We start from the raw sequence: 24,441 nt of genomic DNA, 5'->3' as shown, positions 1-24,441 counted from the left end.
TACAAGAAATATTTACTAGCATGTGATAACTTATTATTTGCCTTTTTTAAACGCTGCAGCAAATGCGTTCCCCATCGCGCTGTTGCCTAATGATGGCGTATTATTTTGTTTGCTAGTATGTGAGCGACTTTTAGAAGATCGATTATCTTCCTGTTTAGTTAATGAAGCAGGATCATCAAGACGCATGGTTAAAGCGATACGTTTGCGAGGAATATCTACTTCAATCACTTTCACTTTAACAATATCACCAGCTTTTACAACAGTTCTTGGATCATCAACAAATTTGTTTGACAATGCTGAAATATGTACCAAGCCATCTTGGTGTACGCCAATATCAACAAATGCGCCAAAATTAGTAACATTAGTTACTGTACCTTCCATAATCATACCCAGTTTTAGATCTTCCATTGTTTCGATATCATCTGCAAACTGAGCTGTTTTAAATTCAGGTCTTGGATCTCGCCCTGGTTTATCTAGCTCTTTAATAATATCTGTGACGGTTGGAACGCCAAAATGGTCATCCACATAATCTATCGCTTTAAGGGATTTTAAGTAATTTGTATCACCTAAAATTTCTTTTAAAGATTTATGATTTTTTTCTAAAATTCGCTCAACAACAGGATAAGCCTCTGGATGAACCGCTGATGCATCAAGTGGGTTTTTACCATCCATAATTCTTAGAAAACCAGCGCATTGTTCAAAGGCTTTAGGGCCTAAACGCGGTACTTTTAATAATTGTTTACGATCAGTGAATTGACCATTTTCATTACGCCAATCAATGATATTTTTGGCAATAACTTTATTAAGCCCAGCAATACGCGCAAGTAACATCATCGAAGCAGTATTCAAATTCACACCAACCGCATTTACACCATCTTCAACCACGGCATCAAGTTTTTTAGCAAGCTGCGTTTGGCTGACATCATGCTGGTATTGACCAACGCCAATTGATTTAGGATCAATTTTAACAAGTTCGGCTAATGGATCTTGTAAGCGCCTTGCAATTGATACCGCACCACGGATCGACACATCAAGATCAGGGAACTCTTGTGCTGCAAGCTCAGATGCAGAATAAACTGATGCTCCAGCTTCGCTAACAATGACCTTTTGCCCTTTAACTTCTGGATATTTTTTTTGAACATCAAGATAAAAGCGTTCTGTTTCGCGCGATGCAGTACCATTGCCAATAGCAACTAATTCGACTTGGTATTTAATACAAAGCGCTACAACTAGCATAGCGGCTTTATCGGCCTGCCCTGTGTGTGGGTAGATTGTTTCAGTTGCGACTAATTTACCTGTCGCATCAACAACCGCAATTTTAACCCCTGTTCTTAATCCAGGATCCATCCCCATCGTAACTTTCATACCCGCTGGTGCAGCCATTAACATGTCATGCAAGTTAGCGGCAAATACGTTAATCGCTTCTTCTTCAGCGCGTTCACGTAGGGTCGTCATAAGTTCGGTTTCCATGTGCATTAAAATTTTAATACGCCATGTCCAATTAATAACAGCTTTACGCCATTTGTCAGCAGGATCATTATTGAAATGTATCGCTAAATGCTCAGTAATAATTTGTTCACAATAACTTTCTTTTGGTGCTTCTTCATATTGAGGATCAGCATTAATTGAAAGTTGTAAAAAGCCTTCATTTCGACCGCGAAACATCGCTAAAGCTCGATGAGACGGCACTTTTGAAATAAGTTCACTTTGTGCAAAATAATCTCGAAATTTTGCGCCCTCTTCTTCTTTGCCTCTAACCACTTGTGAAACTAAATGCGCATTATTCCAAAGATAATGCCGTACTTTTGCCAGTAATGCTGCATCTTCAGCAAATCGCTCCATTAAGATATAGCGTGCGCCATCTAATGCAGATTTAGTATCCGCAATACCTTTGTCCGAATTGATATACTTTTCCGCTTCAATTTCAGGATCAAGTATTGGGTTTTGCCATAAGTCATTAGCTAATGGTTCAAGACCCGCTTCAATAGCTATTTGACCACGAGTACGACGCTTAGGTTTATAAGGCAAATAAAGATCTTCAAGTTCGGTTTTACTTAACGTTTGTATGATACTTTGGCTTAATTCTGGTGTTAATTTACCTTGTTCTTCAATTGACTTTAAAATCGTTTGTTTGCGATCTTCAAGTTCACGTAAATAGCTCAATCGGCTATCTAAAGTGCGTAATTGAGTATCATCAAGGCCTCCTGTCACCTCTTTTCGATAACGGGCAATAAATGGAACGGTACTACCTTCATCCAATAATTGGATTGCAGCTAAAACTTGCTCTGGTTTTACCGTCAGCTCACTAGCTATAATATGGCTAATTTGTTTATTAATCATGGTTATTTTATCTATTTTTTAACATGCGGTAATTATATACCTATCTTCGTTTTTGTTGCAATTTAACGAATTTGATCAGTTATCTAAAAATAGCACGACTTATCATTAATTTTTATTGCGTAAAAGAATATTAAATAAAACTGATAATTAAACTCACCATTTTATTTAGCAACACATATCCCATAATAATCATAACTTGGTTCCTTAGTCGTCACTTTATTATCATACAATGCTCCAGTATTCATATTTACATAAATAACATTGCTATTACTTGGTGAAATTCCACTCGTCCAACCATAAGTTTGATTATAAAAATTAGCCCCTGAAAAATACGCCATTGCTCCCCATTCAGTAAGCAATCCTTGGTGAACAGCTCTTTTATAATTATGATGAGGATGAAAATTATCACTTAAACTATTTAACCTAGCATTACTCAAATCCCTAACATTTGCTTGTCGATAATTGCCTAACCCTTCACACCACTCTTTTTGCTGAGCAGGCCAAGCAACAAAATCCCCTCGATTAATAAACCACTGCGTTATTCTAAATTTATAAATGAGCTTTACACCCTGTTTTGTTGTGCCAATTAATTCAATATCAACAGGTAAGTTGGCTGTTGGTGCTGTAGCTTTATCTTCACCTTTACTTGATGAGTCAGGACCTTTTAACGTGACAAGCACCATATTCTTGTTATCATAAACTTTGAATCCTTTTGAGCTTGGAGCTTCTGTTTTTTCTATGCTTGCGGTAATTGCATTAAGCGAACTATCATCAACATTTGATGTTTTTACCGCCCATGTTGTTGTATCTAATGAATTATCTATCCCATTGGTCACTAAATAGAAATAAAGCCCATTTGCACCTGTTGATGGGAAATTATCTAAATAATCAGATTGTGGTACATGACCATTGTTAGTTGTTGGGTCAAAAATGCTTTTATCGCCATAGGTATAGCCTCCACCAGCATAAGACATATTTGGGCTGGCATATTTAATTGCTTCGCCACCTATTTTGATATGAAATCTTCGATAAGGAGTCTTAGTTATGGCTATCTTATTATCTGGGTAATTCTGAGAGTTTGGCACACCATACTTTGTATTCAAAGAAACAGAGCCACTTACTTTAATATATGGGTAAATACCATTTTTCAATAATGTACTAAATGTCGTTGTTGTCTGAGCTGCTGTTAATTTAACCTCATTGTTATCTGAATCTTCATAATACCATACTAGAGAAAGAGGATGGGCTGTATCTTCTGATAAAGAAATATCACCATCACCATCAACATCTATTACATCTGTATTTTGCGGTTGTTTGATTGCAGAGGATAATTTCAAACTCACTGGAGTTTTAGTCGCAATATTAATGCCTAGTGCAGAATCTAAATCATTTGTATTAAAATAAGTTTTTCCATCATAGGTAACACCAAAATAATCAAATTCAGCATTCGATTCAATACTATTTTCAATCGAAGTAATAAAGCGAGGGCTGTGTCCTTCAATAACATTAGTGGTAACAGCCGATAATGCTAAAGACTCTGTTGAGAAAAAACTTACAAAAAAAACTAAGTTAAAAGCTAATTGGTACCGTGTAGCCATATTAATACCTAATAATAATTTCAAGTTATATAAAATCTGTTATTGAATTTCAATGATTGTTGAATTAAACCTATTTATGTAGTGCACATAACTTAATATAATTATTAGGTAAACCATTTATCATTAACAGAAAGAAAAAAACGAAAAACCATGATAAAACTTTATTTTTATCCTTGCAGTACAATTTAAATCAAAAATAACAAAAGAAAAACAATAAAAATAATTGTAATGCGTATTAAACACTCAATTAAACACTAAAATACACAAAATAAAAACGAAAGGACGTTAAATTATGCGAATAGCAAATTACATAACAAGAGAAGGCTATTTAGCGCTCGAACACGAATTAAAATATTTGTGGAAAGAAGAAAGACCTAAAGTTACTCAAGCAGTATCTGATGCAGCAGCCCTTGGCGATCGCAGCGAGAACGCCGAATACATCTATGGCAAACGAAGGTTGAGGGAAATCGATAGGCGAGTTCGTTTTCTAACTAAACGATTAGAATCACTGACAATTGTCGATCCTAATCCAAAGCAAGAAGGCAGGGTATTTTTTGGTGCATGGGTAAAATTAGAAGATGAAAAAGAAAATCTACATATTTATCGTATTGTGGGAGCCGATGAGTTTGATCCTAAAAAAAATTGGATATCGATTAACAGCCCTGTAGCAAGAGCGCTAATAGGGCATAAAATTGATGATGAAATCACTGTTATGACACCAAATGGCAAAGCATTTTATTACATTGTAACGATTAGTTATACCGAATTGGTCTCTTAAATAGCGTGCTTTAAATAAAAAACAATTCGTTTTTTATAATCTATAACTCGATAGTCTATTGTCTGTAATGTATAAGCAATAAAGTATATAATCATAACAATATTTATAATATTATCTAAGGCATTATGATATCCATCAATCAATTATATATCTATCCAATCAAATCAATTCAAGGTATAAAACTTACTAAAGTAAATACTGCTGAAGGTGGCTTTGAGCATGATCGTATTTTGATGATTAGCGAACCTGATGGAACCTTTATTACTGCAAGAGAATATCCACAACTGCTAAAAACAAGTGCCATTATCATAGGGAACGAAGTACATATTTCTCATCCATCAATGACAACTATCAGACTTAACCTAGATGAATTTTCAAACTCTCAGGAAAAGACAGAAGTTTGGGATAATCATTTCACTTCGCACATTGCCCCTATAAGAGTGAATCAATTTTTCAGCCAAATTCTTCAAAAAGACGTCCAATTACGTTGGCTTGGGCATCAATTATCACGTCGAACAAAACGTTACCCTCAAGTACCTGTTAGTTTTGCTGATAGATATCCTTACTTGTTATTAAATAAAGCTTCATTTGATTATTTACAACAGGAATGTCCAGAAAAATTAGATATTAGGCAATTTCGCAGTAATATTATCATTCAAGGCGCGCTACCTTTCGCAGAAGATGGTTGGAAAACAATCAAAATTGGCAAAGTGATTTTTGATATTGTAAAACCTTGTGCTCGCTGTGCGTTAACAACTATTGATATCAATTGTGCAAACCCATTAAACAATGGTGAACCACTTAAAACATTACGTTATTTTAGATCTGATGAACAAGGCCAAATCGATTTTGGCATGAATATGATTGCTCGTAATCACGGAACCATCTCTGTTCACGATAAAGTCGAAGTATTAGAGCGACAACTTGCCAAAAATTACATTAAAACCTTTCCATCAGAAATAAAAAGTGAAATACAACCTTGTACCATCACTTTGGGAAATAAAACTATTCAAGCGAATGATAAGCAAACTATTTTAGAACAGTTAGAACAAAATGGAATAGCTCTACCTTATTCTTGCCGTACTGGCATATGTGGGCGTTGCTTAGTGTTTTTGAAAAAAGGGAAAGTCAAATCACTGACTCAGTCAGCGATAAAACGGAATAATCGAATTTTAGCCTGTAGTTGTGTGCCAATGGGTGATATCGTAATCGAGTAAAGTTAGTATTAATGATTCAAAAAATAAGTCTGTTTGTTTTGGCTCTTATATTTTGATCTACTGTATTTTCAACTAATGATTTTAGTATCGTGACGAATTTTTTTAAAAGAATAAAAATAAACAAAATAATACAGAATCAAATTCAGATCAGAATAATTTAACTAGTATTAAAAAATTAGAACAACTTATGCTAAGTTGGCCAATAGACTTTCATCTAAAAATTGCAACAAGTTAAAAAACTTTACGGTTTTGTCATAACGAAAGAAAAAAATTTTACTTTATATTATGATCCTCAATCAGGTTATGGCGAAGAAAGCGATCCAGAGAGTAATTATAACAAATTTGGTTGCAACACTTTAATTTCTAATGATGTTTTAACTACATTACAACTTAGCTTTTATTATGGTGATGATGAACGATTCAATAAAGCAATGGAGTATTTTGAACGTGCTTGCGCAATAAAATCATCTGGTGCATGCAATTTGTAGCAACAACAGTTAAAACAGCCAGAAAAAAATAAGATATATTCATTATTTCATCAATTTGACAGAACTAATCCTAATGTTAAAGCCACCGCAGACATAGCAAAATGATATGAAGATTCAGATAAGCTATTTAAAGCAATCAATTACTATTCATATTGTATCGATAAAGATCTCGAGCTATTACTTAAAATAGCCTTATTATTTAATAAACTTAGATATAAATTACGACTTAAAAAAGATATTTATTAAAATTTACGGAGCGAAACTTGTTGATCCACCGAGATTAAAGAGAATAGGACTACATTATCTTAAATTGGCAGCAGATCAAGACCACCAAGAAACTGCAATTCTTTACATTATAAGTAAGAATTGCCCTAAGATGCCTTGTTTTTCATGCTAGATTATTTAAATCCTCGCCTCGAACGACGAGATTATACGGTTTAATGATAAAGCGCGGTTTTAATTTTATTAAATGGCTTCTAATTTCAAATATTCTGGATGCTGTGCTGTATCGTATTGTATAGGCTTTAATCTATCATTCATCACTTTAATCGCTTCTGAAAAATAGAAAGTTTTGTTCATAGCGATAAACGTTGGTTGAGCAATAATGCAAAGAGATGCATTTTCGCTAGCTTCAACGACTAATAAATAAACTTTTTGGCTTGTTTCTTGTAAGTTCACTTCTACAATATCAGCAACTTTCGGTTTATAAAACATAGGTTGTTGAGAAAAATACCAACTTTTGGGCATCTGCGGTTTTAAAAAATTAGCCGCCACAATAGCATTAATTGATAATTCAATTTTTTGCGAATCAGTCAAATTAAGCAACTGACACCTATCATGAAATTGATAATAAAATGTTGCATCACTAACTGAAAATGGAAACTCACAAAAAACATCAGGAATTAATATCTTACTTGGATAACAAGAACGGAATAACATTTCAGATGAAACTTCAAGCATCAAACTATCATATTCACTATCAAAATACCATCGCCAACAATCAGTTGGTCGAAAAGCCAATTTCATTAATATGTTATCCTCTTATAATTGAACTAAATTTACTCAAAAAGATAACATAACTTAAAAAAAAAATAAATAAAAAGCTAAAATAAAAATTATTTAATTATATAATTTTTAAAAACTTTAAATATCTATTTAAATCATTAAAATAAAGATGATCTAATTTTGAGCGTTTTTAATCTATTTATTCTATACTCAGATCCGCTATTTCCTGAATAGTTTTTACAATAAACTTTAAAGCATAAATTTTAAATAGAAAAGGTGCTTTTGAACACCTTTCTATTCTGGGATAACATAGTTTAGCTTGCAACATTAATACGTTTCATATCTGTCATATAGCTACGCAGTTTTCGCCCAATAATTTCGATTGGATGATTGCGAATTTCATCATTTACATCACGTAAATAAGCATTATCAACACGGCCTTCTGGAATCGCTTTACCAAGATCACCAGATTGCAACATTGGCATAAATTTCTCTCTTAGCAATGGTACCGCTGCATTAGCAAACAGATAGTTACCATACTCAGCTGTATCTGAAATGACGACATTCATTTCATACAAACGCTTACGCGCAATAGTATTAGCAATAAGTGGTAACTCATGTAATGATTCATAATAAGCTGATTCAGGTAAAATACCAGATTCAAGCATAGTTTCGAACGCAAGTTCAACACCAGCTTTAACCATCGCGACCATAACAACGCCTTGATCAAAATAAGCTTGCTCGTCAATTTTACCTTGATATTCAGCGGCTTTTTCAAATGCGGTTTCGCCAGTTTCTTTACGCCATTTAAGCAGGTTAACATCATCGTTAGCCCAGTCTTTCATCATCGTTGATGAAAACTCGCCAGAAATAATATCATCCATATGTTTACGATAAAGATCGGTCATGATCACTTTTAATTCTTTTGCTAAAGCATTTGCTCTTAATTTAGCTGGGTTTGATAAACGATCCATCATTAAAGTAATACCCCCTTGTTTTAAGGCTTCAGTGATCGTTTCCCAACCAAATTGGAGTAATTTACATGCATAAGCTGGATCAACACCATCTGACACTAATTTATCAAAACAAAGTAATGATCCTGTTTGTAACATGCCGCAAAGAATGGTTTGCTCTCCCATTAAATCTGACTTAACTTCAGCGACAAACGATGACTGTAGAACACCCGCTCGATGCCCACCAGTTGCTGCTGCCCATGCTTTAGCAATAGCTAACCCCTCACCTTTTGGATCGTTTTCTGGGTGAACAGCAATAAGTGTAGGCACTCCAAAGCCACGTTTATACTCTTCACGCACTTCTGTGCCTGGGCATTTAGGTGCTACCATTACAACAGTGATATCGGGTCGAATCTTTTCCCCAACCTCTACAATATTAAAACCGTGTGAATAACCTAACGTTGCACCTTGTTTCATCAATGGTTGGATAGCTTGTACAACAGCTGAATGCTGTTTGTCTGGTGTCAAGTTAATAACAAGATCTGCTGTAGGAATTAACTCTTCGTAACTGCCAACTTTAAAACCATTCTCGGTTGCTTTTTTCCATGATGCACGCTTTTCAGCAATAGCCTCTTTACGTAATGTATAAGCAATATCTAAACCCGAGTCACGCATATTAAGACCTTGGTTCAGTCCCTGAGCACCACAACCAACAATTACAATTTTCTTACCTTTTAGAAAATCAGCTTCCGACGCAAATTCATTGCGAGCCATAAAACGGCATTGACCTAGTTGTTCTAATTTTTCACGTAAATTTAGTGTATTAAAATAATTTGACATTATTCTCTCCATGAGTTGAATTATTCATAATCAATTTATCAAACACTATATATTACTTTTGTTATTGCTGAAATTGATATATTTAAAAAATTATATTGCATAAATTGCAATAAACTTGCTAAGTTAAGTACTTTCTTTTAATCTAAGCCACCTTTAATTCACCAATAAATCAATATGGATGCTCGATATAAGCAAGCAAATAAAGAAGCTAACCTATCGTTATTATTAACTTTTATTTATCTTCTTAGCTGGGTTGTTTGTGCTTACTGCGTTAGCAATAAACTAGGTTTTTTAGGACTCCCATTGTGGTTTGAACTATCTTGCATTATGGTACCTTTAGGTTTTATATTGCTGTGTTGGGTAGTTGTAAAATTTCAATTCAAAAATATCTCGTTAGAACAAACTAAGTGATTAACCAATGCATTTTGATATTATTTTACCGCTTGTTATCTACCTTATTTTTGTATTTGCGTTATCAATTTATGCTTATGTTAAACGCAAAAAAGTAAATCAATTTACTGATTACTTTATTGGTAATCGAACTATGGGTGGATTTCTACTCGCCATGACATTAGCTGCAACTTATATTAGTGCCAGCTCGTTTATTGGTGGTCCTGGTGCAGCCTATAAACTTGGCCTTGGATGGGTATTGCTATCCATGATTCAAGTCCCTACCGTTTTACTTTCACTTGGTATTTTAGGTAAAAAATTTGCGATTTTAGCACGTAAATATAATGCAATTACCTTAAGTGATATGCTCTATGCCCATTACCGAAGTAAACTTATTGTTTGGTTTGCAAGCATAGCGCTTGTCGTTGCCTTTATTGGCGCAATGACAGTACAATTTGTCGGTGGTGCTCGCTTACTTCAATCTTCAGTTGGTATTCCTTATCATACTGGATTATTAATATTTGGTATTGGCACTGTAATTTACACCGCTTTTGGTGGCTTTAGAGCTAGCATTTTAAATGATGCATTTCAAGGTTTAATAATGATCATTGGTGCTATATTATTACTTGGGGCTATCATTTATAATGGTGGTGGAATTACGGCAATTATCACTCGATTAGCACAAATTGATCCCGCACTGCTAACACCACAAGGACCAAATGATTTTATGGATTTTCCGTTCATGGCTTCATTTTGGATATTAGTCTGTTTTGGTGTAGTTGGTTTACCTCATACCGCTGTGCGCTGTATGGCTTATAAAGACAGCAAAGCTGTACATCAGGGGATTATTATTGGTACTATTGTTGTTACCATTATCATGCTAACAATGCACCTATCTGGCGCTTTAGGTCGTGCTATTGTTGATGATCTAACAATTCCTGATCAAATAGTGCCGACATTGATCATCAAGGTATTACCCCCTTTTGCTGCTGGAATCTTTTTGGCTGCGCCACTTGCTGCTATTATGTCAACAATTAATGCTCAATTATTACAAGTTTCATCGGTAATAATTAAAGACCTATTTTTAAGCACAAGACATAGTAAAAGCTATAGTGATAAAACGCTAACTCGCCTATCCGTTATTATCACCTTTATTTTTGGCGGATTACTTATTTTGGCTGCTTGGAATCCACCAGATATGATAATTTGGCTAAATTTACTCGCTTTTGGTGGGCTTGAAGCAGTATTTTTATGGCCATTAGTCCTTGGATTATATTGGAAAAAAGCCAATGCAACTGGTGCGCTTTACTCAATGCTTGCTGGAGCAGTGAGTTACACATTATTAGCTGGCTATAATATTAAACTACTATCACTTCATCCAATTGTGCCATCTTTAACTATTGGATTAATTGTTTTTATTATAGCCAATATATTTGGTATATTTTGTAATAGAGAGAAAAATTATGCCTTGGATTCAACTCAAAATTAACACAACTAACAAACTTGCTGAACAAATCAGCGAACAGTTAGAAGAATCAGGTGCAGTATCGGTCACATTTCAAGATACTTATGATAATCCTGTTTTTGAACCTTTACCGGGTGAAACTAAGCTTTGGGGAGATACCGATGTTATTGGGTTATATGATGCGCAAACAGACATTGATGAATTAAAAACAATATTAAATATTGAACAATATTCTTACAAAATTGAGCAATTAGAAGATAAAAATTGGGAACGTGAGTGGATGGATAACTTTCATCCTATGCAATTTGGTAAACGCCTTTGGATTTGCCCAAGCTGGCGCAAGGTACCCGATTCAAACGCAGTTAATGTTATGTTGGATCCAGGCTTAGCATTTGGCACAGGTACTCATCCAACTACTGCATTATGCTTAACTTGGCTCGATAGTTTAGATCTTACAGATAAATTGGTTATTGATTATGGTTGCGGATCAGGTATTTTAGCCATTGCAGCACTAAAATTAGGTGCAAAACGTGTCATTGGTATTGATATCGATCCTCAAGCCATCCAAGCTAGCCGAGACAATGCACAGCGTAACGATGTTAGCGAAAAACTAGAACTCTATTTAGCAAAAGATATCCCTAATGATTTACAGGCAGATGTTGTTGTTGCCAACATTTTAGCTGGGCCATTAAAAGAGCTTGAGCCACATATAAGCAAATTAGTAAAACCACAAGGTAAGCTAGGGTTATCTGGTATTTTGTCTAGCCAATCATCTAGTGTTTGTATGGCTTATCAACCCCATTTTGAACTAGACCCTGTAGTTGAACAAGAAGAGTGGTGCCGTATCACTGGCAAAAAAAAGTAAAAAAAATAACATTACCCCCTTTTAAGTTAGAAAAAAAATGCGTAATATAGCCGACCTTAATTTGCTTAGCATTGGTGAAGTAAAATTAAAGAATAATTTAATTGCAGCACCAATGGCTGGAATCAGCGATAAACCATTTCGTAATTTATGTTATCGATTTGGTGCTGGTATGACAGTTTCAGAAATGTTTTTAGCAAATTCGGATGTTTGGCATACTGATAAATCAGCTTTGCGAATGAAAGCAAGTGATGATATTGGTATTCGTGCAGTACAAATTGTCGGTTCAGATCCTGATGAAATGGCAAAGGCTGCTGAGTTTAACGTCAAACATGGCGCCCAATTAATTGATATTAACATGGGATGCCCTGCAAAAAAGGTCAATAAAAAATTGGCTGGATCTGCCTTAATGCAGTATCCTAAACTTATTAAAAATATTTTGCAGAAAGTTGTCGGTGCAGTCGATGTGCCGGTAACATTAAAAACGCGGACTGGATGGAATAAAGATCATAGAAATTGCATTGAAATCGCACAAATTGCACAGGATTGTGGCATAAAGGCAATTACTATTCATGGAAGAACACGTGCATGCTTATTCAACGGTGTGGCTGAATATGACTCGATTAAGGCAGTTAAAGAAAATGTTACGATTCCTGTAATTGCCAATGGAGATATTTGTACACCCGAACAGGCAAAAGATGTTTTTCAATATACGCAAGCCGATGCTATAATGATCGGTCGAGCGGCACAGGGGAGACCTTGGATATTTGAAGAAATTGCATTCTATTTAACACATGGACAGTTACAAAAAAATAAAAGTATTGATGAGGTAGAACAAGTTGTGTTATCGCATCTTGATGAGCTTTATCAATTCTATGGAGAATACAAAGGATTAAGGATTGCCAGAAAGCATGTAAATTGGTATACCAAGAATTATGCTGACAGCGATCAATTCAGGCGCTTTTTTAGTGTACTTAGCAATACAAGTGAGCAAGTAAGCACACTAAAAGCATTTTTTAGTCAAATTAGAAATAACCCAAAGAGTTAAGAATACTATGTCAGAACAACGCGTTACAGCTGCAGCACTTAAATTTACGACTGTAAATTCTCAAGACCAAATAACACAAAAACCTTTGCGGGATTCAGTGAAGCAAGCTTTAAAAAACTATTTATCTCAATTAAATGGTGAAGACCCTACTGATCTCTATGAGTTAGTGTTAGCTGAAGTTGAACATCCATTCCTTGATATGGTTATGCAATATACACGTGGTAATCAAACTAGAGCAGCTAACATGCTTGGTATCAACCGCGGTACACTACGCAAAAAACTAAAACAGTATGGAATGAGTTAATCACCTATTGTTTTATATTATACTATGACAAAAAAGCGCCTTAACATAAGGCGCTTTTTTGCTAACAACTAAAAAATCACTATAATCAATCTATCAAACATGAATAGACATATTGATAATGAATTTTAAGTAAAAGTTTGTTAAAATACAGCGATTTTAAAATTATTTAATCTGGAGAATTTTATGGCAGGTCATAGTAAATGGGCCAATACCAAACACCGTAAAGCAGCGCAAGATGCAAAACGCGGTAAAATATTTACCAAAATTATTCGTGAGTTGGTAACCGCAGCAAAACTTGGTGGCGGCGATCCAGCGTCAAATCCACGGTTACGTGCAGCAATGGACAAAGCATTATCAAATAATATGACCCGCGATACCATGAATCGAGCCGTTGCTCGTGGTGTTGGTGGTGAAGATGATAGCAATATGGAAACAATCATTTATGAAGGCTATGGCCCTGCTGGTACTGCTGTCATGGTTGAATGCTTAAGTGATAATCGTAATCGTACCGTATCAGAAGTGCGCCACGCCTTTACTAAAACAGGTGGCAATTTAGGTACTGATGGTTCAGTTTCATATTTATTTACCAAAAAAGGAGTTATTTCATATCCGACGGGTACCAATGAAGATCAAGTGATGGATGCTGCGCTTGAAGCAGGTGCTGATGATGTTGTTACTTACGATGATGGCGCTATTGATGTTTTTACCACACCTGAAACATTTGGTGAAGTAAAAGATGCACTTGATGCAGCAGGATTAGTTGCTGAAGCCGCTGAAGTATCAATGATCCCAGCAACAAAAGTCGATCTTGATATTGAATCTGCACCAAAATTATTACGTCTGATTGATATGCTCGAAGATTGCGATGATGTTCAAGAAGTTTATCATAACGGTGAAGTTTCTGACGAGGTCGCAGCAACGCTCTAATGGCCATTATTCTTGGCATCGATCCTGGCTCTCGTTTGACGGGTTACGGTGTAATCCGTCAAACTGGGCGTCAACTTTCCTATCTTGGCAGTGGATGTATCCGTACTTCTGTTGATGATCTGCCTACTCGTTTAAAACGGGTATATGCAGGTGTCAGTGAAATTATACTCCAATTTCAACCCGATATATTTGTTATTGAGCAAGTATTTATGGCTCGTAATGCCGACTCTGCGTTAAAATTAGGTCAAGCCAGAGGTGCTGCTATTGTCGCTGCGGTTAATAATAATTTACCCGTTTTTGAGTATGCTGCTCGTTTAGTTAAACAGTGTGTAGTAGGAACTGGTGCTGCAGATAAAAAACAAGTACAGCATATGGTAAAATTATTATTAAAATTACCAGCTAGCCCGCAAGCCGATGCTGCTGACGCTTTAGCTATAGCAATTACCCACGCGCATACCAGCCAACAGTTAATACAGTCCCGTAAGTAACATATACTAAATATCAAGTAATGGTACACATCTATAAACAAAAAATATAGACAAAAAAATACGCCAATAAATTGGCGTATTTTTTATCTTAATATCGCATTGAAAATGCATGCCCAATATGCAATTCGGTACATGCATTAAAACTAACTATTCAGTTTTTGCTTTTGAGCAGTTGGTTGGTAACACAGCTTTATTTTTATGTTTAGTAAATAATTTAGTTATAAATAAGAAGAATAACGGCACATAAAATATAGTTAAAAATGTTGCTGTTAACATACCACCAATTACCCCAGTACCTACTGCATTTTGACTTGCAGAACCAGCACCACTATTTAATGCTAGCGGTAGTACACCAAGAATAAAGGCAAATGAAGTCATCAAAATTGGACGTAGACGCAAACGACAAGCTTCAAGTGTTGCATCTATTAACGATTTACCTTCTTTTTCAAGCGCATCCTTGGCAAATTCAACAATCAAAATAGCATTTTTAGCTGACAGCCCCATAGTGGTCAATAAACCAACGATAAAGTAAATATCATTATCAAGTCCTCTAAACATCGTTGCATAAACAGTTCCCAAAATACCAAGAGGAATAATGAACAAAATCGAAATAGGTACTGTCCAGCTTTCGTATAATGCGGCTAGTGACAAGAATACCACAATGATTGAAATAATATAAAGTGTCGTTGTTTGTGAACCTGTTTGACGTTCCTGATACGAAATGCCTGTCCAATCAAATGTAAAACCTTTTGGTAACTGTTTTGATAATTCTTCCATCACAGTCATTGCTTGACCAGAACTCATCCCAGGCGCAGCTAAACCACTTATACCCATTGCTGCTACACCATCATAACGTTCTAAAGAGGGTGAACCATAAGTTTTTGATGTGCTCGCAAATGCATCATAAGGTACCATTTGCCCATTTTTATTTTTGACATGCCAATAACTAAAATCATCAGGCAACATACGGTATGGTGCTTCTGATTGTAAGTAAACTTTTTTTACACGGTTATTATAAACAAAGTCATCAATATATGCAGAACCTAAAGCGGTTGATAATACAGTATTGACGCTACTGACTGAGACACCAAGGGCTTGAGCCGTTTCAAAATCAACATTAATTTTATATTGAGGAACATCTAACATACTAGCCGGACGTACTTGTTGCAAATCAGGATGATGAGAGGCTTGCTCAAGCATTTGGAAAAACGCAGCAACTAATGCTTGATGCCCTAATCCCGCAGTGTCTTTAAGCATATAAGAGAAACCATTAGCCATACCTAAAGATGGCACTGCTGGTAAATTAGTTACAATTACACGACCTTCGGTTATGGTTGACGCAAATCTCATGCCGTCTCCAACTAAAGCGTTAACTTTTTGATCGGCACGTTTGCGCTCATCCCAATTTTTTAATCGGATAAAACCCATCCCCATATTTTGCCCACGACCAACCATGCTAAAACCAGCAACAGTAAATATTTCCTCAACAGAATTTACTTTTTCTTCAGTATAAAAACGAGAGGTTTTATTTAAAACTGACATGGTTTGCTCTAATGTGGAACCCGGTGGTAATTCAACTAAAACCAAAAGCACGCCCTGATCTTCGTTGGGTAAAAAACCTGTAGGTAAACGGTTAAAACCGAATAACAATCCAACCAGTATTAAAGCATAACAAACAAAAGCAATTATAGGCTTACGGATAACCTTAATAACGCTTTTCTCATAAGAACGTAAACTTTTATCATAAAAGTGGTTAAACCACTTAAAAAAGCGTTTAGTGCCTGTTGAACACCAACTAAATGGAGGGACCGACTCTAATTTCTCACCTAATGAAGTTTTCTTAACTTTATTTTTAGACGGCGCTTTCAAAATCTGCACACAAAGTGCCGGCGTCAATATAATCGCCATCAATACTGATAATCCCATTGCCGTTACTATGGTAATTGAAAACTGGCGATAGATTCCCCCTGCAGCACCACCATAAAACGCCATCGGCACAAATACAGCAGATAAAACAACAGCAATCCCAACTAATGCTGAAGTGATTTGCTCCATTGATTTAACCGTTGCATCATAAGGCGATAACCCCTCATCGTGCATGATACGTTCAACATTTTCAATAACAACGATTGCATCATCCACCAACAATCCAATCGCAAGTACCATAGCAAACATGGATAAGGTGTTAATGGTAAATCCACAAATATAGAGGATCGCAAATGTCCCTAATAATACAACAGGTACAGTAATGGTAGGTATAAGTGTCGATCGAAGATTTTGTAAAAACACATACATGACAATAACAACCAAAATGATTGCTTCAATTAATGTATGAATTACATTGTTAATGGATAACTTAACAAATGGAGTTGTATCATATGGAAAAGAATATTTAATATCTTCTGGAAAAATTTGAGATAACTCTTCTAATTTTTTATCTACCTTTACCGAAGTATCTAATTGGTTAGCGCCCGTTGCTAAATATATCCCGAGACCAGCTGATACATTGCCATTATAATGAGAGATAAAGTTATAATCCGACGCGCCAATTTCAACGATTGCCACATCTTTTAATAAAATGTTAGAACCATCGGTATTAACTCGAACAAGAACATTTTGAAATTGTTCAGGTGTTTTTAAACGCGATTGTGCGGTAATGGTTGCATTAAGTTCTTGCCCTTCATTTACAGGTAAAGCGCCTAACTGTCCAGCGGTTACTTGTGCATTTTGCGCTTGAATGGCTGCAATAATTTCTTCAATTGATAGATTAAAATAGGTTAATTTATTGGGATCAAGCCAGATACGCATAGCATATTCAGAACCAAATAATTGAGTATCACCCACCCCTTGAACTCGTCGAATTTGATCTTGCACAGTAGAATAGACGAAGTCAGCTATATCAGCCTGTGTTTTTTTCGGATTAGTTGAATAAAAACCAACAACTTTTAAAAAGCTGGTATTGTTTTTAGCAACAGATACGCCATTTTTTTGCACACTCTCAGGTAAGCGAGACTTAATACTCTCTATCTTATTTAAAACTTGCACTTGAGCAAAATCAGGATTAGAACCAGGCGCAAAAGTCAATGTTGTTTGAACAAAGCCTTGTGCACTACTGGTTGATTTCATATAAATGAGGTTATCTAGCCCTGTTAAATTTTGTTCAATCAACTGAGTTACTGTATTTTCAATAGTTTGTGCATCAGCACCCGGATAAGTTGCACTAACAGTTACAGAAGGGGGAGCAATATCTGGGTACTGTTCAACAGCCAGCAACTTTATACATAAGGCACCGCCTAGCATCATCATGATAGCAATTACCCATGCAAACACTGGTCTATCAATAAAAAACTTAGCCATAATTCAATCTACCCTTATTTCATACTATTTTGGAGAATACCATCTAATTGCTCCTGCGAAAGCTTATCAGGATCACCTATTTTTGTTACTTTCATTGGAGGGGCATCTTTAATTGGCTTTTCGACAGCGGTTAAATTAAGTAATCCAGTGATAATGACTTCTTCTCCTGCATTAATCCCTTTTGTTACAATCCAGTAGCCACCTATTCCTGCATATACTTGGATACCCTGGCGATATTCTACTGTATTATCTGGTTTTAAAATTTTTGCAGTATATTGTCCAAATTGATTACTCGTAATTCCTTTTTGTGGAACAAGTATAGCGTTTTTTATTATGCCTAATGTTAGTCTAGGTTTAACAAACATACCTGGTAAAATCTTTCCATCATTATTTGAAAATTGCGAACGTAAAGTTACAGTACCTGTTGTTTCGTTAACCGTCATATCAGAGAATTTAATAGTACCAGCTTCGGGATATTTTGAACCATCGCTGAAAAAGAGTTCAACATTATTGCTCTTAATTGGTTCATAAATTACATTTTCATCTTGAAGATATTTATTGTAACGAGTTGCTGCTTCAGTCATATCAATATAAATAGGATCAAGTTGTTGAACTAATGCTAATGGGGAAGGTTGCCCTGCTGAAACCAAAGCGCCTTCGGTAATACTTGATTTACCAATATAGCCATCAATCGGCGAATACACTTTCGTATAATCCAAATTGACTTTAGCTGTATGCTCTGCCGCTTGTGCAACTAATACTGCAGCTTCGGCTCGCTTAGCATCAGCGGCAGCTTTATCGTAATCTTGTTGACTAATCGACTTACTATTTAATAATCCAGCATAACGCTTAAGAGTAAGTTGAGCAATATTTGCATTTGCTTTAGCACTAGCAACACTAGCTACCGCACTATCATAGTTAGCTTGATAAATAGCTGGATCTATCTGATAAAGAGACTGACCTGCCTTAACATTTGAACTTTCATCAAACTCACGTTTTAAAACAATACCACTCACTTGAGGTCTAATTTCGGCAATTTGAGATGCGACAACTCTACCTGGTAAATTAATTTTTAATGTATAACTTAATGGCTCAACCTTAAATACAGTTACCTTTGGTAAACCCCTCTGCGGTTTACCATTATCACAACTTGTTAGTAAAAGTAGGCTGGCAAGCGCCACAGGCAAGGCTAATAATAGCTTGTTAAATCTCATAAAAATGACCTCAGTACACTTAATAATTATTTTATTAAAAATAGATCTTATCTTTAAACGTAATTGGCGATTTTACAAAAAATATGCATAAATTGTAAGTAACTTTACAAGTTAATAGCACGGAGTTCTAAAAAATGGAGAACTAAGTTATGATATTAAAAATATATATTGATGATTATGAATATTGTCAGAAATCAAGTAATATATATTAATTAATTTTTAGTGCTATAACGTATTTCAAAGAAAATGTTATACTAAAAACTAGGTGGGGTTGCTTTAATGAAGATTAATCTAGATTGTTAAAGAAATTAATATTTACATTGCTATACTCCATAATCATTTTTTTCAAAATATGATTGAATAATTTAAGTCTATATTTAATTTAATACAGAGATGGTTATTATGGATAATTTACGTATTGTTCTAGTTGTTGTTGCATCCTTAGTCATTATTGCATTGTTCATCCATGGATTTTGGATTAATAAAAAGGAACGATCTTCACTTTTTAGTTCAGATAAAAAAGAAAAATTTTCACAAAGCACGCAACAAGATCAAAACTTTCCTACAAATGATGATATAGAAGAAGATGAGGTAATTTTACTCACTCCAAAAACAACAAAAAATAATGAAATCGTTGAAAATAAAGTAATTATCAATGAATCTATAAAAGAAAATATACCACAGCAAGATGATTTATTTACTGATCGGGATGAGCTGCCCCAAATTAATACAGACGTAGCAAAAGAACCCGCTATCGACGAAAATCATGACCTTTTTGAAAATGAACAACAACTTAATCTAATCCAAACAACCAAGGAAAAACATGTTGATGTTGATGGTGATGTTAATATTGATACCAATAATCAAATTAACCATAACAACAAACCTGAAAAACTAGATATAAATGAAGAAGATCCCGCAACCGAAATTATCGTATTAAATGTCACCGGTATTAATGGAAAATTACTTCAAGGTGATGTACTACTTGCAAGTATTATGCAATCAGGTTTTCAATTTGGTGATATGAGAATTTTTCACCGCCATGTAGATCCTGCAGGTAACGGCTCAATATTATTTAGTTTAGCTAATATGGTCACACCAGGATATCTGGATCCTGAAACCATGCATGAATTTACCACTCCAGGGGTATCTATTTTTATGATAGCTCCAACTGAAGGTAACAATCAGCAAAACTTCAAATTAATGTTACAAACAGCACAACGCATAGCGGATGATGTCAACGGTGTGGTATTAGATGATGAACACCATATGCTGACACCACAAAAAATCGATAGTTACAAAGAGCGAATTAAAAAATCTTGTAACAAAATTTAACCACAACATCAATATTTATCAGTAAATTTAACACAAATCACCAACCACGGTTGGTGAGTGCGAATGAATATTGATGAAAAATGTTTATTTAAATGATCTCATTTAGTCATACATTATTTCAATTAAAGTTGTAATAATATTCCCAAACCCGACGTTTTAATTTAAGAGCCTATTATCATGTCCCTATCGAATAAAAATGAACACTCAGTAAATTTAACTGAATCGATTGAAGATATAACAGAACAATTGACCTCGCTACGAAGCCTAATTAGGCATCATGAGTACTGTTATTATGTACTTGACACCCCAGAAATTCCCGATGTTGAATATGATAAATTAATAAAACAGCTACAAACATTAGAACAACAATATCCAGCTCTTATTACTCCCGATTCACCAACACAACGGGTTGGTGGCACCCCATTAGAGCAATTTTCATCGATAAAGCATGAAATACCTATGCTATCACTTGATAACGTCTTTGATGATACTGGTTTTATTGCATTTAACAAACGTGTTAAAGATCGTCTTCATTTTAATGACAATGAACATGTTGAATATTGTTGTGAGCTCAAACTTGATGGACTTGCCGTCAGCCTACTTTATGAAAATGGGCACTTTATACAAGCCGCAACACGAGGCGATGGAACAACTGGCGAAGACATCACCGCAAATGTAAAAACCATAAAAATGATTCCGCTAATCTTAAAAGGTGACAATATCCCAACTCGATTAGAAGTGCGCGGTGAAGTATTTATGACACATAAAGGATTTGAAAAACTCAATTCAGACGCAGAAAAACGCAATGAAAAAATATTTGCCAATCCACGTAACGCAGCCGCTGGCTCATTAAGACAATTGGATCCTAAAATCACCGCTAAACGGCCTCTGACCTTTTTTTGTTACGGTGTAGGCATTGTCGAAGGTGTTGCATTACCTAACACTCATTATGATCGCTTAATGCAATTTAAAGCGTGGGGATTACCAGTGAGTGATAAAGTAGAAAAACGTCAAGGTGCACAAGCTGCTTTAGACTATTTTAAACAAATTGGTGAACAACGAATGTCATTAGATTTTGATATCGACGGAGTGGTCATCAAAGTCAATAGCATTGAACAACAAAATAAACTGGGCTTTGTTGCTCGTGCACCAAGATGGGCTACCGCATTTAAATTTCCCGCCCAAGAAGAAGTGACACAATTAAACAAAGTAGACTTTCAAGTTGGACGCACAGGAGCAATTACTCCCGTAGCCAGACTTAAACCTGTTTCAGTGGCGGGTGTTATTGTCAGCAATGCAACATTACATAATAGTGATGAAATTGCTCGATTAGGTATCCGTGAAGGTGACTATGTAACAATACGTCGAGCAGGTGATGTTATTCCTAAAATTGTTGCTGTTATATTAGATAGAAGACCCAAAAACACAAAAGAAATCATATTTCCAACGCACTGCCCAATTTGTGGCTCACAAATAGTTCGAGACGAAGGTCAAGCCGTTTCACGTTGTGCAGGAGGTCTAATTTGCCCTGCACAACGCAAAGAAGCCTTAAAGCACTTTGTTTCACGCCGAGCAATGAACGTAGATGGGATGGGTGATAAACTTATCGAGCAATTAGTTGATAAAAATTATGTTAAAACGCCTGTAGATTTATATAAACTAACACTGCCAATGCTATGTAGCTTAGATAAAGTTGGCGAAAAATCTGCTAATAATTTACTAAATGCACTAGAAGCATCTAAAAATACAACATTGAACCGCTTCATCTTTGCGCTTGGCATTCCCAATGTTGGTGAAGTTACAGCCGAGAATCTGGTTAACCAGCTTGGCAGTTTACCGGCGATTGAAAATGCCTCACTTGAACAGCTACAAACAGTAAATGACATTGGTGCCGTTATTGCAGAAAGCATTATAGACTTTTTCCAAGAACCGCATAATCGCGATGTTATTGAACAATTAACCAGCAATGAAATTGGCATTCACTGGCAAGATCTTAATCTACAAGAACAAAAATCTGACTCTAATTCACCTTTTTCAGGTAAAACTATAGTATTAACTGGTACTTTATCGGTTTTAACACGAGATGAAGCCAAAAACAAATTAAAGCAACTCGGTGCCAAAGTAACAGGTAGCGTATCAAAAAACACCGATCTAGTTATTGCTGGAGAAGCCGCTGGATCTAAACTAAATAAAGCCCAAGAACTGGGAATAAAAGTGATTGACGAGCAGGAAATGCTAAATTTAATTGCTCAATAAATATAAATTTTATTGTTGCTAATTAATAGGTTGATTAAAATAACGAGTATCAAAAAAACAAGGAGGATATTATGCCTTTATTAGATAGTTTTAAAGTTGATCATACAAAAATGAAAGCACCTTTTGTGCGAATTGCAAAAACAATGATAACCCCAAAAGGCGATGACATTACTGTGTTTGATCTTCGCTTTACTATTCCAAACAAAGACAATTTACCTGAAAAAGGGATTCATACATTAGAGCATTTATTTGCAGGATTTATGCGTGAGCATCTCAACAGTGATAAAATTGAAATCATCGATATCTCACCAATGGGATGCCGTACAGGATTTTACATGAGCTTAATTGGCAAACCCAACGAGGAATTAGTTGTTGATGCATGGCAAAAATCAATGCATGCAGTATTAGCTGTAAAATCACAAGACCAGATTCCTGAATTAAACGAATATCAGTGTGGTACTTATAAAATGCACTCATTAGATGAAGCCAAAGCCATTGCTGAACAAATTATAAAATCGGGTATTGGCATATGTCATAATGATGAAATTGCATTGACGGATGAACAACTAGCTAAAATAAATAACTAGGAGCAAACTATGCCAAATGTCGTTATCGACTTTTTAGAAGGTCGTACAATAGAGCAAAAAAGAGAAATGGCAAAACGCGTCACTAATGCTATTGTTGAAACCCTCAACTGCAAGCCAGAAGCCGTACAAATTATCATGCACGAAATATCAAAAGATCAGATCGCTAATGGTGGCGTGCTGCGCAGTGATAAAGATTGATATTAACATTAAAAAATTATTGATAAAACAGACAAGATCAATAAGTTAAAATCGCTCTTATATTACATTTTGTAAAAAAATCTCAAATATAAAACATTTGAGATTTTTTATTCTAACAACTTTTGCTGTTTTATAAACATTCAATCATAAATGAATTGACCGCTATTTAACCAAAAGCTTAATGTTTACAATGACAGTGATGCAAATGAAGTAAGTGCCCCATCTTGCTTGCTTTTGTTTCTAAATAGTGTTCATTATTAGGATTTTCGCCAACTTCCAATGGCTCACGTTGCGTAATTTTAATTCCAGACTGTTCAAGCACTCTTATTTTTTCTGGATTGTTGGTTAATAAACGTATCTGAGATACACCTAATAACGTCAACATATCAGCACATAGGGTAAAATCACGTTCATCGGCTGCAAAACCCAACTTTTCATTGGCTTCAACAGTATCTAAACCTTGATCTTGTAACGCATAAGCCCTAATTTTATTTAGTAAACCTATATTACGTCCTTCTTGGCGATGGTAAATTAAAACACCTTTGCCTTCTTTTGCAATTTGTTTTAAAGCTGCCTCTAACTGAAAACCACAATCACAGCGTAAACTAAAAAGCGCATCGCCAGTTAAGCATTCAGAATGAATTCTTGTAAGAACTGGTGTATCATCGGATATATCACCGAATACTAATGCAGCATGATCCTTTTTTGTTGCAATTTCTTCAAATCCAACAATAGTAAAACATCCCCATGGCGTTGGCAGTTTTGCTTGTGCAACACGTTTTAATTGCATT

20 protein-coding genes and 1 pseudogene are annotated in these 24,441 nt (G+C 35.3%); 14 read left to right on the top strand and 7 right to left on the bottom strand.

Annotated elements, in window-relative coordinates; translation table 11 throughout:
* Nucleotides 1-170: 170 nt before the first annotated feature.
* Together A9G28_RS08130 and A9G28_RS08125 are read right to left on the bottom strand one after the other, a co-directional pair.
* Nucleotides 171-2,340: pseudogene (locus A9G28_RS08130) on the bottom strand (Tex family protein); the annotation flags it as partial.
* A 161-nt stretch (nucleotides 2,341-2,501) separates the two neighbouring features.
* Nucleotides 2,502-3,938 (bottom strand): hypothetical protein, encoded by a 1,437-nt coding sequence (locus tag A9G28_RS08125; protein ID WP_065580338.1) that lies wholly within the window; start codon nucleotides 3,936-3,938, stop codon nucleotides 2,502-2,504.
* 292 nt (nucleotides 3,939-4,230) lie between these two features.
* Here A9G28_RS08125 and greB point away from each other — a divergent pair, with 292 nt between their 5' ends.
* The 3 genes from greB to A9G28_RS08110 all read left to right on the top strand — a co-directional run bounded on the left by greB (nucleotide 4,231) and on the right by A9G28_RS08110 (nucleotide 6,421).
* A complete protein-coding gene (gene greB, locus A9G28_RS08120; RefSeq protein WP_065580337.1) occupies nucleotides 4,231-4,716 on the top strand; it encodes a transcription elongation factor GreB in 486 nt (161 codons plus the stop codon).
* A gap of 125 nt (nucleotides 4,717-4,841) precedes the next feature.
* Nucleotides 4,842-5,933, top strand: coding sequence for a YcbX family protein (locus tag A9G28_RS08115; protein ID WP_065580336.1), 1,092 nt, complete (start codon nucleotides 4,842-4,844; stop codon nucleotides 5,931-5,933).
* Between the two features lie 221 nt (nucleotides 5,934-6,154).
* Nucleotides 6,155-6,421, top strand: coding sequence for a hypothetical protein (locus A9G28_RS08110; RefSeq protein ID WP_065580335.1), 267 nt, complete (start codon nucleotides 6,155-6,157; stop codon nucleotides 6,419-6,421).
* 465 nt (nucleotides 6,422-6,886) lie between these two features.
* Here the strand turns inward: A9G28_RS08110 and A9G28_RS08105 are convergent, their stop codons facing one another.
* Both A9G28_RS08105 and ilvC read right to left on the bottom strand, forming a co-directional pair.
* Complete coding sequence (locus A9G28_RS08105) at nucleotides 6,887-7,447, bottom strand: cell division protein ZapC (protein ID WP_065580334.1); 561 nt, start codon at nucleotides 7,445-7,447, stop codon at nucleotides 6,887-6,889.
* A gap of 293 nt (nucleotides 7,448-7,740) precedes the next feature.
* Nucleotides 7,741-9,219, bottom strand: coding sequence for a ketol-acid reductoisomerase (gene ilvC, locus A9G28_RS08100; RefSeq protein ID WP_065568130.1), 1,479 nt, complete (start codon nucleotides 9,217-9,219; stop codon nucleotides 7,741-7,743).
* A gap of 174 nt (nucleotides 9,220-9,393) precedes the next feature.
* Here ilvC and A9G28_RS14165 point away from each other — a divergent pair, with 174 nt between their 5' ends.
* The 7 genes from A9G28_RS14165 (at nucleotide 9,394) to ruvC (ending at nucleotide 14,703) form a co-directional block, all read left to right on the top strand.
* On the top strand, nucleotides 9,394-9,630 hold the full coding sequence (locus tag A9G28_RS14165; RefSeq protein WP_065580333.1) for a YhdT family protein: 237 nt from the start codon (nucleotides 9,394-9,396) through the stop codon (nucleotides 9,628-9,630).
* Between the two features lie 7 nt (nucleotides 9,631-9,637).
* Nucleotides 9,638-11,098, top strand: a complete 1,461-nt coding sequence (gene panF, locus A9G28_RS08090; protein ID WP_065580332.1) for a sodium/pantothenate symporter — start codon at nucleotides 9,638-9,640, stop codon at nucleotides 11,096-11,098.
* A complete protein-coding gene (prmA, locus tag A9G28_RS08085; RefSeq protein ID WP_065580331.1) occupies nucleotides 11,073-11,939 on the top strand; it encodes a 50S ribosomal protein L11 methyltransferase in 867 nt (288 codons plus the stop codon). The genes panF and prmA overlap by 26 nt, the downstream gene beginning before the upstream one ends.
* A 37-nt stretch (nucleotides 11,940-11,976) precedes the next feature.
* Nucleotides 11,977-12,984 (top strand): tRNA dihydrouridine synthase DusB, encoded by a 1,008-nt coding sequence (dusB, locus tag A9G28_RS08080; RefSeq protein ID WP_065568134.1) that lies wholly within the window; start codon nucleotides 11,977-11,979, stop codon nucleotides 12,982-12,984.
* A gap of 7 nt (nucleotides 12,985-12,991) precedes the next feature.
* Nucleotides 12,992-13,288 carry a DNA-binding transcriptional regulator Fis gene (gene fis / locus A9G28_RS08075; RefSeq protein WP_034883623.1) on the top strand — a complete coding sequence of 99 codons (297 nt, stop codon included), beginning with the start codon at nucleotides 12,992-12,994 and terminating at the stop codon, nucleotides 13,286-13,288.
* A gap of 183 nt (nucleotides 13,289-13,471) precedes the next feature.
* Entirely contained in the window at nucleotides 13,472-14,215 is a 744-nt protein-coding gene (locus A9G28_RS08070) for a YebC/PmpR family DNA-binding transcriptional regulator (protein WP_065568135.1), read from the top strand.
* Complete coding sequence (gene ruvC / locus A9G28_RS08065) at nucleotides 14,215-14,703, top strand: crossover junction endodeoxyribonuclease RuvC (protein ID WP_065580330.1); 489 nt, start codon at nucleotides 14,215-14,217, stop codon at nucleotides 14,701-14,703. Before A9G28_RS08070 ends, ruvC begins: the two co-directional genes overlap by 1 nt.
* Nucleotides 14,704-14,850: 147 nt before the next feature.
* Here the strand turns inward: ruvC and A9G28_RS08060 are convergent, their stop codons facing one another.
* Nucleotides 14,851-18,060 (bottom strand): efflux RND transporter permease subunit, encoded by a 3,210-nt coding sequence (locus A9G28_RS08060; protein WP_065580329.1) that lies wholly within the window; start codon nucleotides 18,058-18,060, stop codon nucleotides 14,851-14,853.
* Between the two features lie 14 nt (nucleotides 18,061-18,074).
* Complete coding sequence (locus tag A9G28_RS08055) at nucleotides 18,075-19,274, bottom strand: efflux RND transporter periplasmic adaptor subunit (protein ID WP_065568138.1); 1,200 nt, start codon at nucleotides 19,272-19,274, stop codon at nucleotides 18,075-18,077.
* Nucleotides 19,275-19,676: 402 nt separating this feature from the next.
* Here A9G28_RS08055 and zipA point away from each other — a divergent pair, with 402 nt between their 5' ends.
* From zipA to A9G28_RS08035, 4 genes are all read left to right on the top strand, one after another.
* Entirely contained in the window at nucleotides 19,677-20,609 is a 933-nt protein-coding gene (gene zipA / locus A9G28_RS08050) for a cell division protein ZipA (protein WP_065580328.1), read from the top strand.
* A gap of 225 nt (nucleotides 20,610-20,834) precedes the next feature.
* A complete protein-coding gene (ligA, locus tag A9G28_RS08045; RefSeq protein ID WP_065580368.1) occupies nucleotides 20,835-22,865 on the top strand; it encodes an NAD-dependent DNA ligase LigA in 2,031 nt (676 codons plus the stop codon).
* A gap of 71 nt (nucleotides 22,866-22,936) precedes the next feature.
* Nucleotides 22,937-23,452 carry an S-ribosylhomocysteine lyase gene (gene luxS / locus A9G28_RS08040; protein ID WP_065568140.1) on the top strand — a complete coding sequence of 172 codons (516 nt, stop codon included), beginning with the start codon at nucleotides 22,937-22,939 and terminating at the stop codon, nucleotides 23,450-23,452.
* A 9-nt stretch (nucleotides 23,453-23,461) separates the two neighbouring features.
* On the top strand, nucleotides 23,462-23,650 hold the full coding sequence (locus A9G28_RS08035) for a 2-hydroxymuconate tautomerase (RefSeq protein WP_065568141.1): 189 nt from the start codon (nucleotides 23,462-23,464) through the stop codon (nucleotides 23,648-23,650).
* A 178-nt stretch (nucleotides 23,651-23,828) separates the two neighbouring features.
* Here A9G28_RS08035 and ribA read toward each other — a convergent pair whose 3' ends face one another.
* Nucleotides 23,829-24,440, bottom strand: a complete 612-nt coding sequence (gene ribA / locus A9G28_RS08030) for a GTP cyclohydrolase II (RefSeq protein WP_065568142.1) — start codon at nucleotides 24,438-24,440, stop codon at nucleotides 23,829-23,831.
* Nucleotide 24,441 lies beyond the last annotated feature (1 nt).

The organism is Gilliamella sp. Fer1-1 (assembly GCF_001690825.1).
Classification (GTDB): Bacteria; Pseudomonadota; Gammaproteobacteria; order Enterobacterales; family Orbaceae; genus Gilliamella; species Gilliamella apicola_C.
The sequence above is the reverse complement of the archived record's forward strand: the minus strand, read 5'-3'. Positions and strand labels throughout refer to the sequence as shown.

Coding starts and splice junctions, on each gene's coding strand:
- A9G28_RS08125 (WP_065580338.1), bottom strand. CDS start 3,938: ATGGCTACACGGTACCAATTAGCTTTTAACTTAGTTTTTTTTGTAAGT.
- greB (WP_065580337.1), top strand. CDS start 4,231: ATGCGAATAGCAAATTACATAACAAGAGAAGGCTATTTAGCGCTCGAA.
- A9G28_RS08115 (WP_065580336.1), top strand. CDS start 4,842: ATGATATCCATCAATCAATTATATATCTATCCAATCAAATCAATTCAA.
- A9G28_RS08105 (WP_065580334.1), bottom strand. CDS start 7,447: ATGAAATTGGCTTTTCGACCAACTGATTGTTGGCGATGGTATTTTGAT.
- ilvC (WP_065568130.1), bottom strand. CDS start 9,219: ATGTCAAATTATTTTAATACACTAAATTTACGTGAAAAATTAGAACAA.
- A9G28_RS14165 (WP_065580333.1), top strand. CDS start 9,394: ATGGATGCTCGATATAAGCAAGCAAATAAAGAAGCTAACCTATCGTTA.
- panF (WP_065580332.1), top strand. CDS start 9,638: ATGCATTTTGATATTATTTTACCGCTTGTTATCTACCTTATTTTTGTA.
- prmA (WP_065580331.1), top strand. CDS start 11,073: ATGCCTTGGATTCAACTCAAAATTAACACAACTAACAAACTTGCTGAA.
- dusB (WP_065568134.1), top strand. CDS start 11,977: ATGCGTAATATAGCCGACCTTAATTTGCTTAGCATTGGTGAAGTAAAA.
- fis (WP_034883623.1), top strand. CDS start 12,992: ATGTCAGAACAACGCGTTACAGCTGCAGCACTTAAATTTACGACTGTA.
- A9G28_RS08070 (WP_065568135.1), top strand. CDS start 13,472: ATGGCAGGTCATAGTAAATGGGCCAATACCAAACACCGTAAAGCAGCG.
- ruvC (WP_065580330.1), top strand. CDS start 14,215: ATGGCCATTATTCTTGGCATCGATCCTGGCTCTCGTTTGACGGGTTAC.
- A9G28_RS08060 (WP_065580329.1), bottom strand. CDS start 18,060: ATGGCTAAGTTTTTTATTGATAGACCAGTGTTTGCATGGGTAATTGCT.
- A9G28_RS08055 (WP_065568138.1), bottom strand. CDS start 19,274: ATGAGATTTAACAAGCTATTATTAGCCTTGCCTGTGGCGCTTGCCAGC.
- zipA (WP_065580328.1), top strand. CDS start 19,677: ATGGATAATTTACGTATTGTTCTAGTTGTTGTTGCATCCTTAGTCATT.
- luxS (WP_065568140.1), top strand. CDS start 22,937: ATGCCTTTATTAGATAGTTTTAAAGTTGATCATACAAAAATGAAAGCA.
- A9G28_RS08035 (WP_065568141.1), top strand. CDS start 23,462: ATGCCAAATGTCGTTATCGACTTTTTAGAAGGTCGTACAATAGAGCAA.
- ribA (WP_065568142.1), bottom strand. CDS start 24,440: ATGCAATTAAAACGTGTTGCACAAGCAAAACTGCCAACGCCATGGGGA.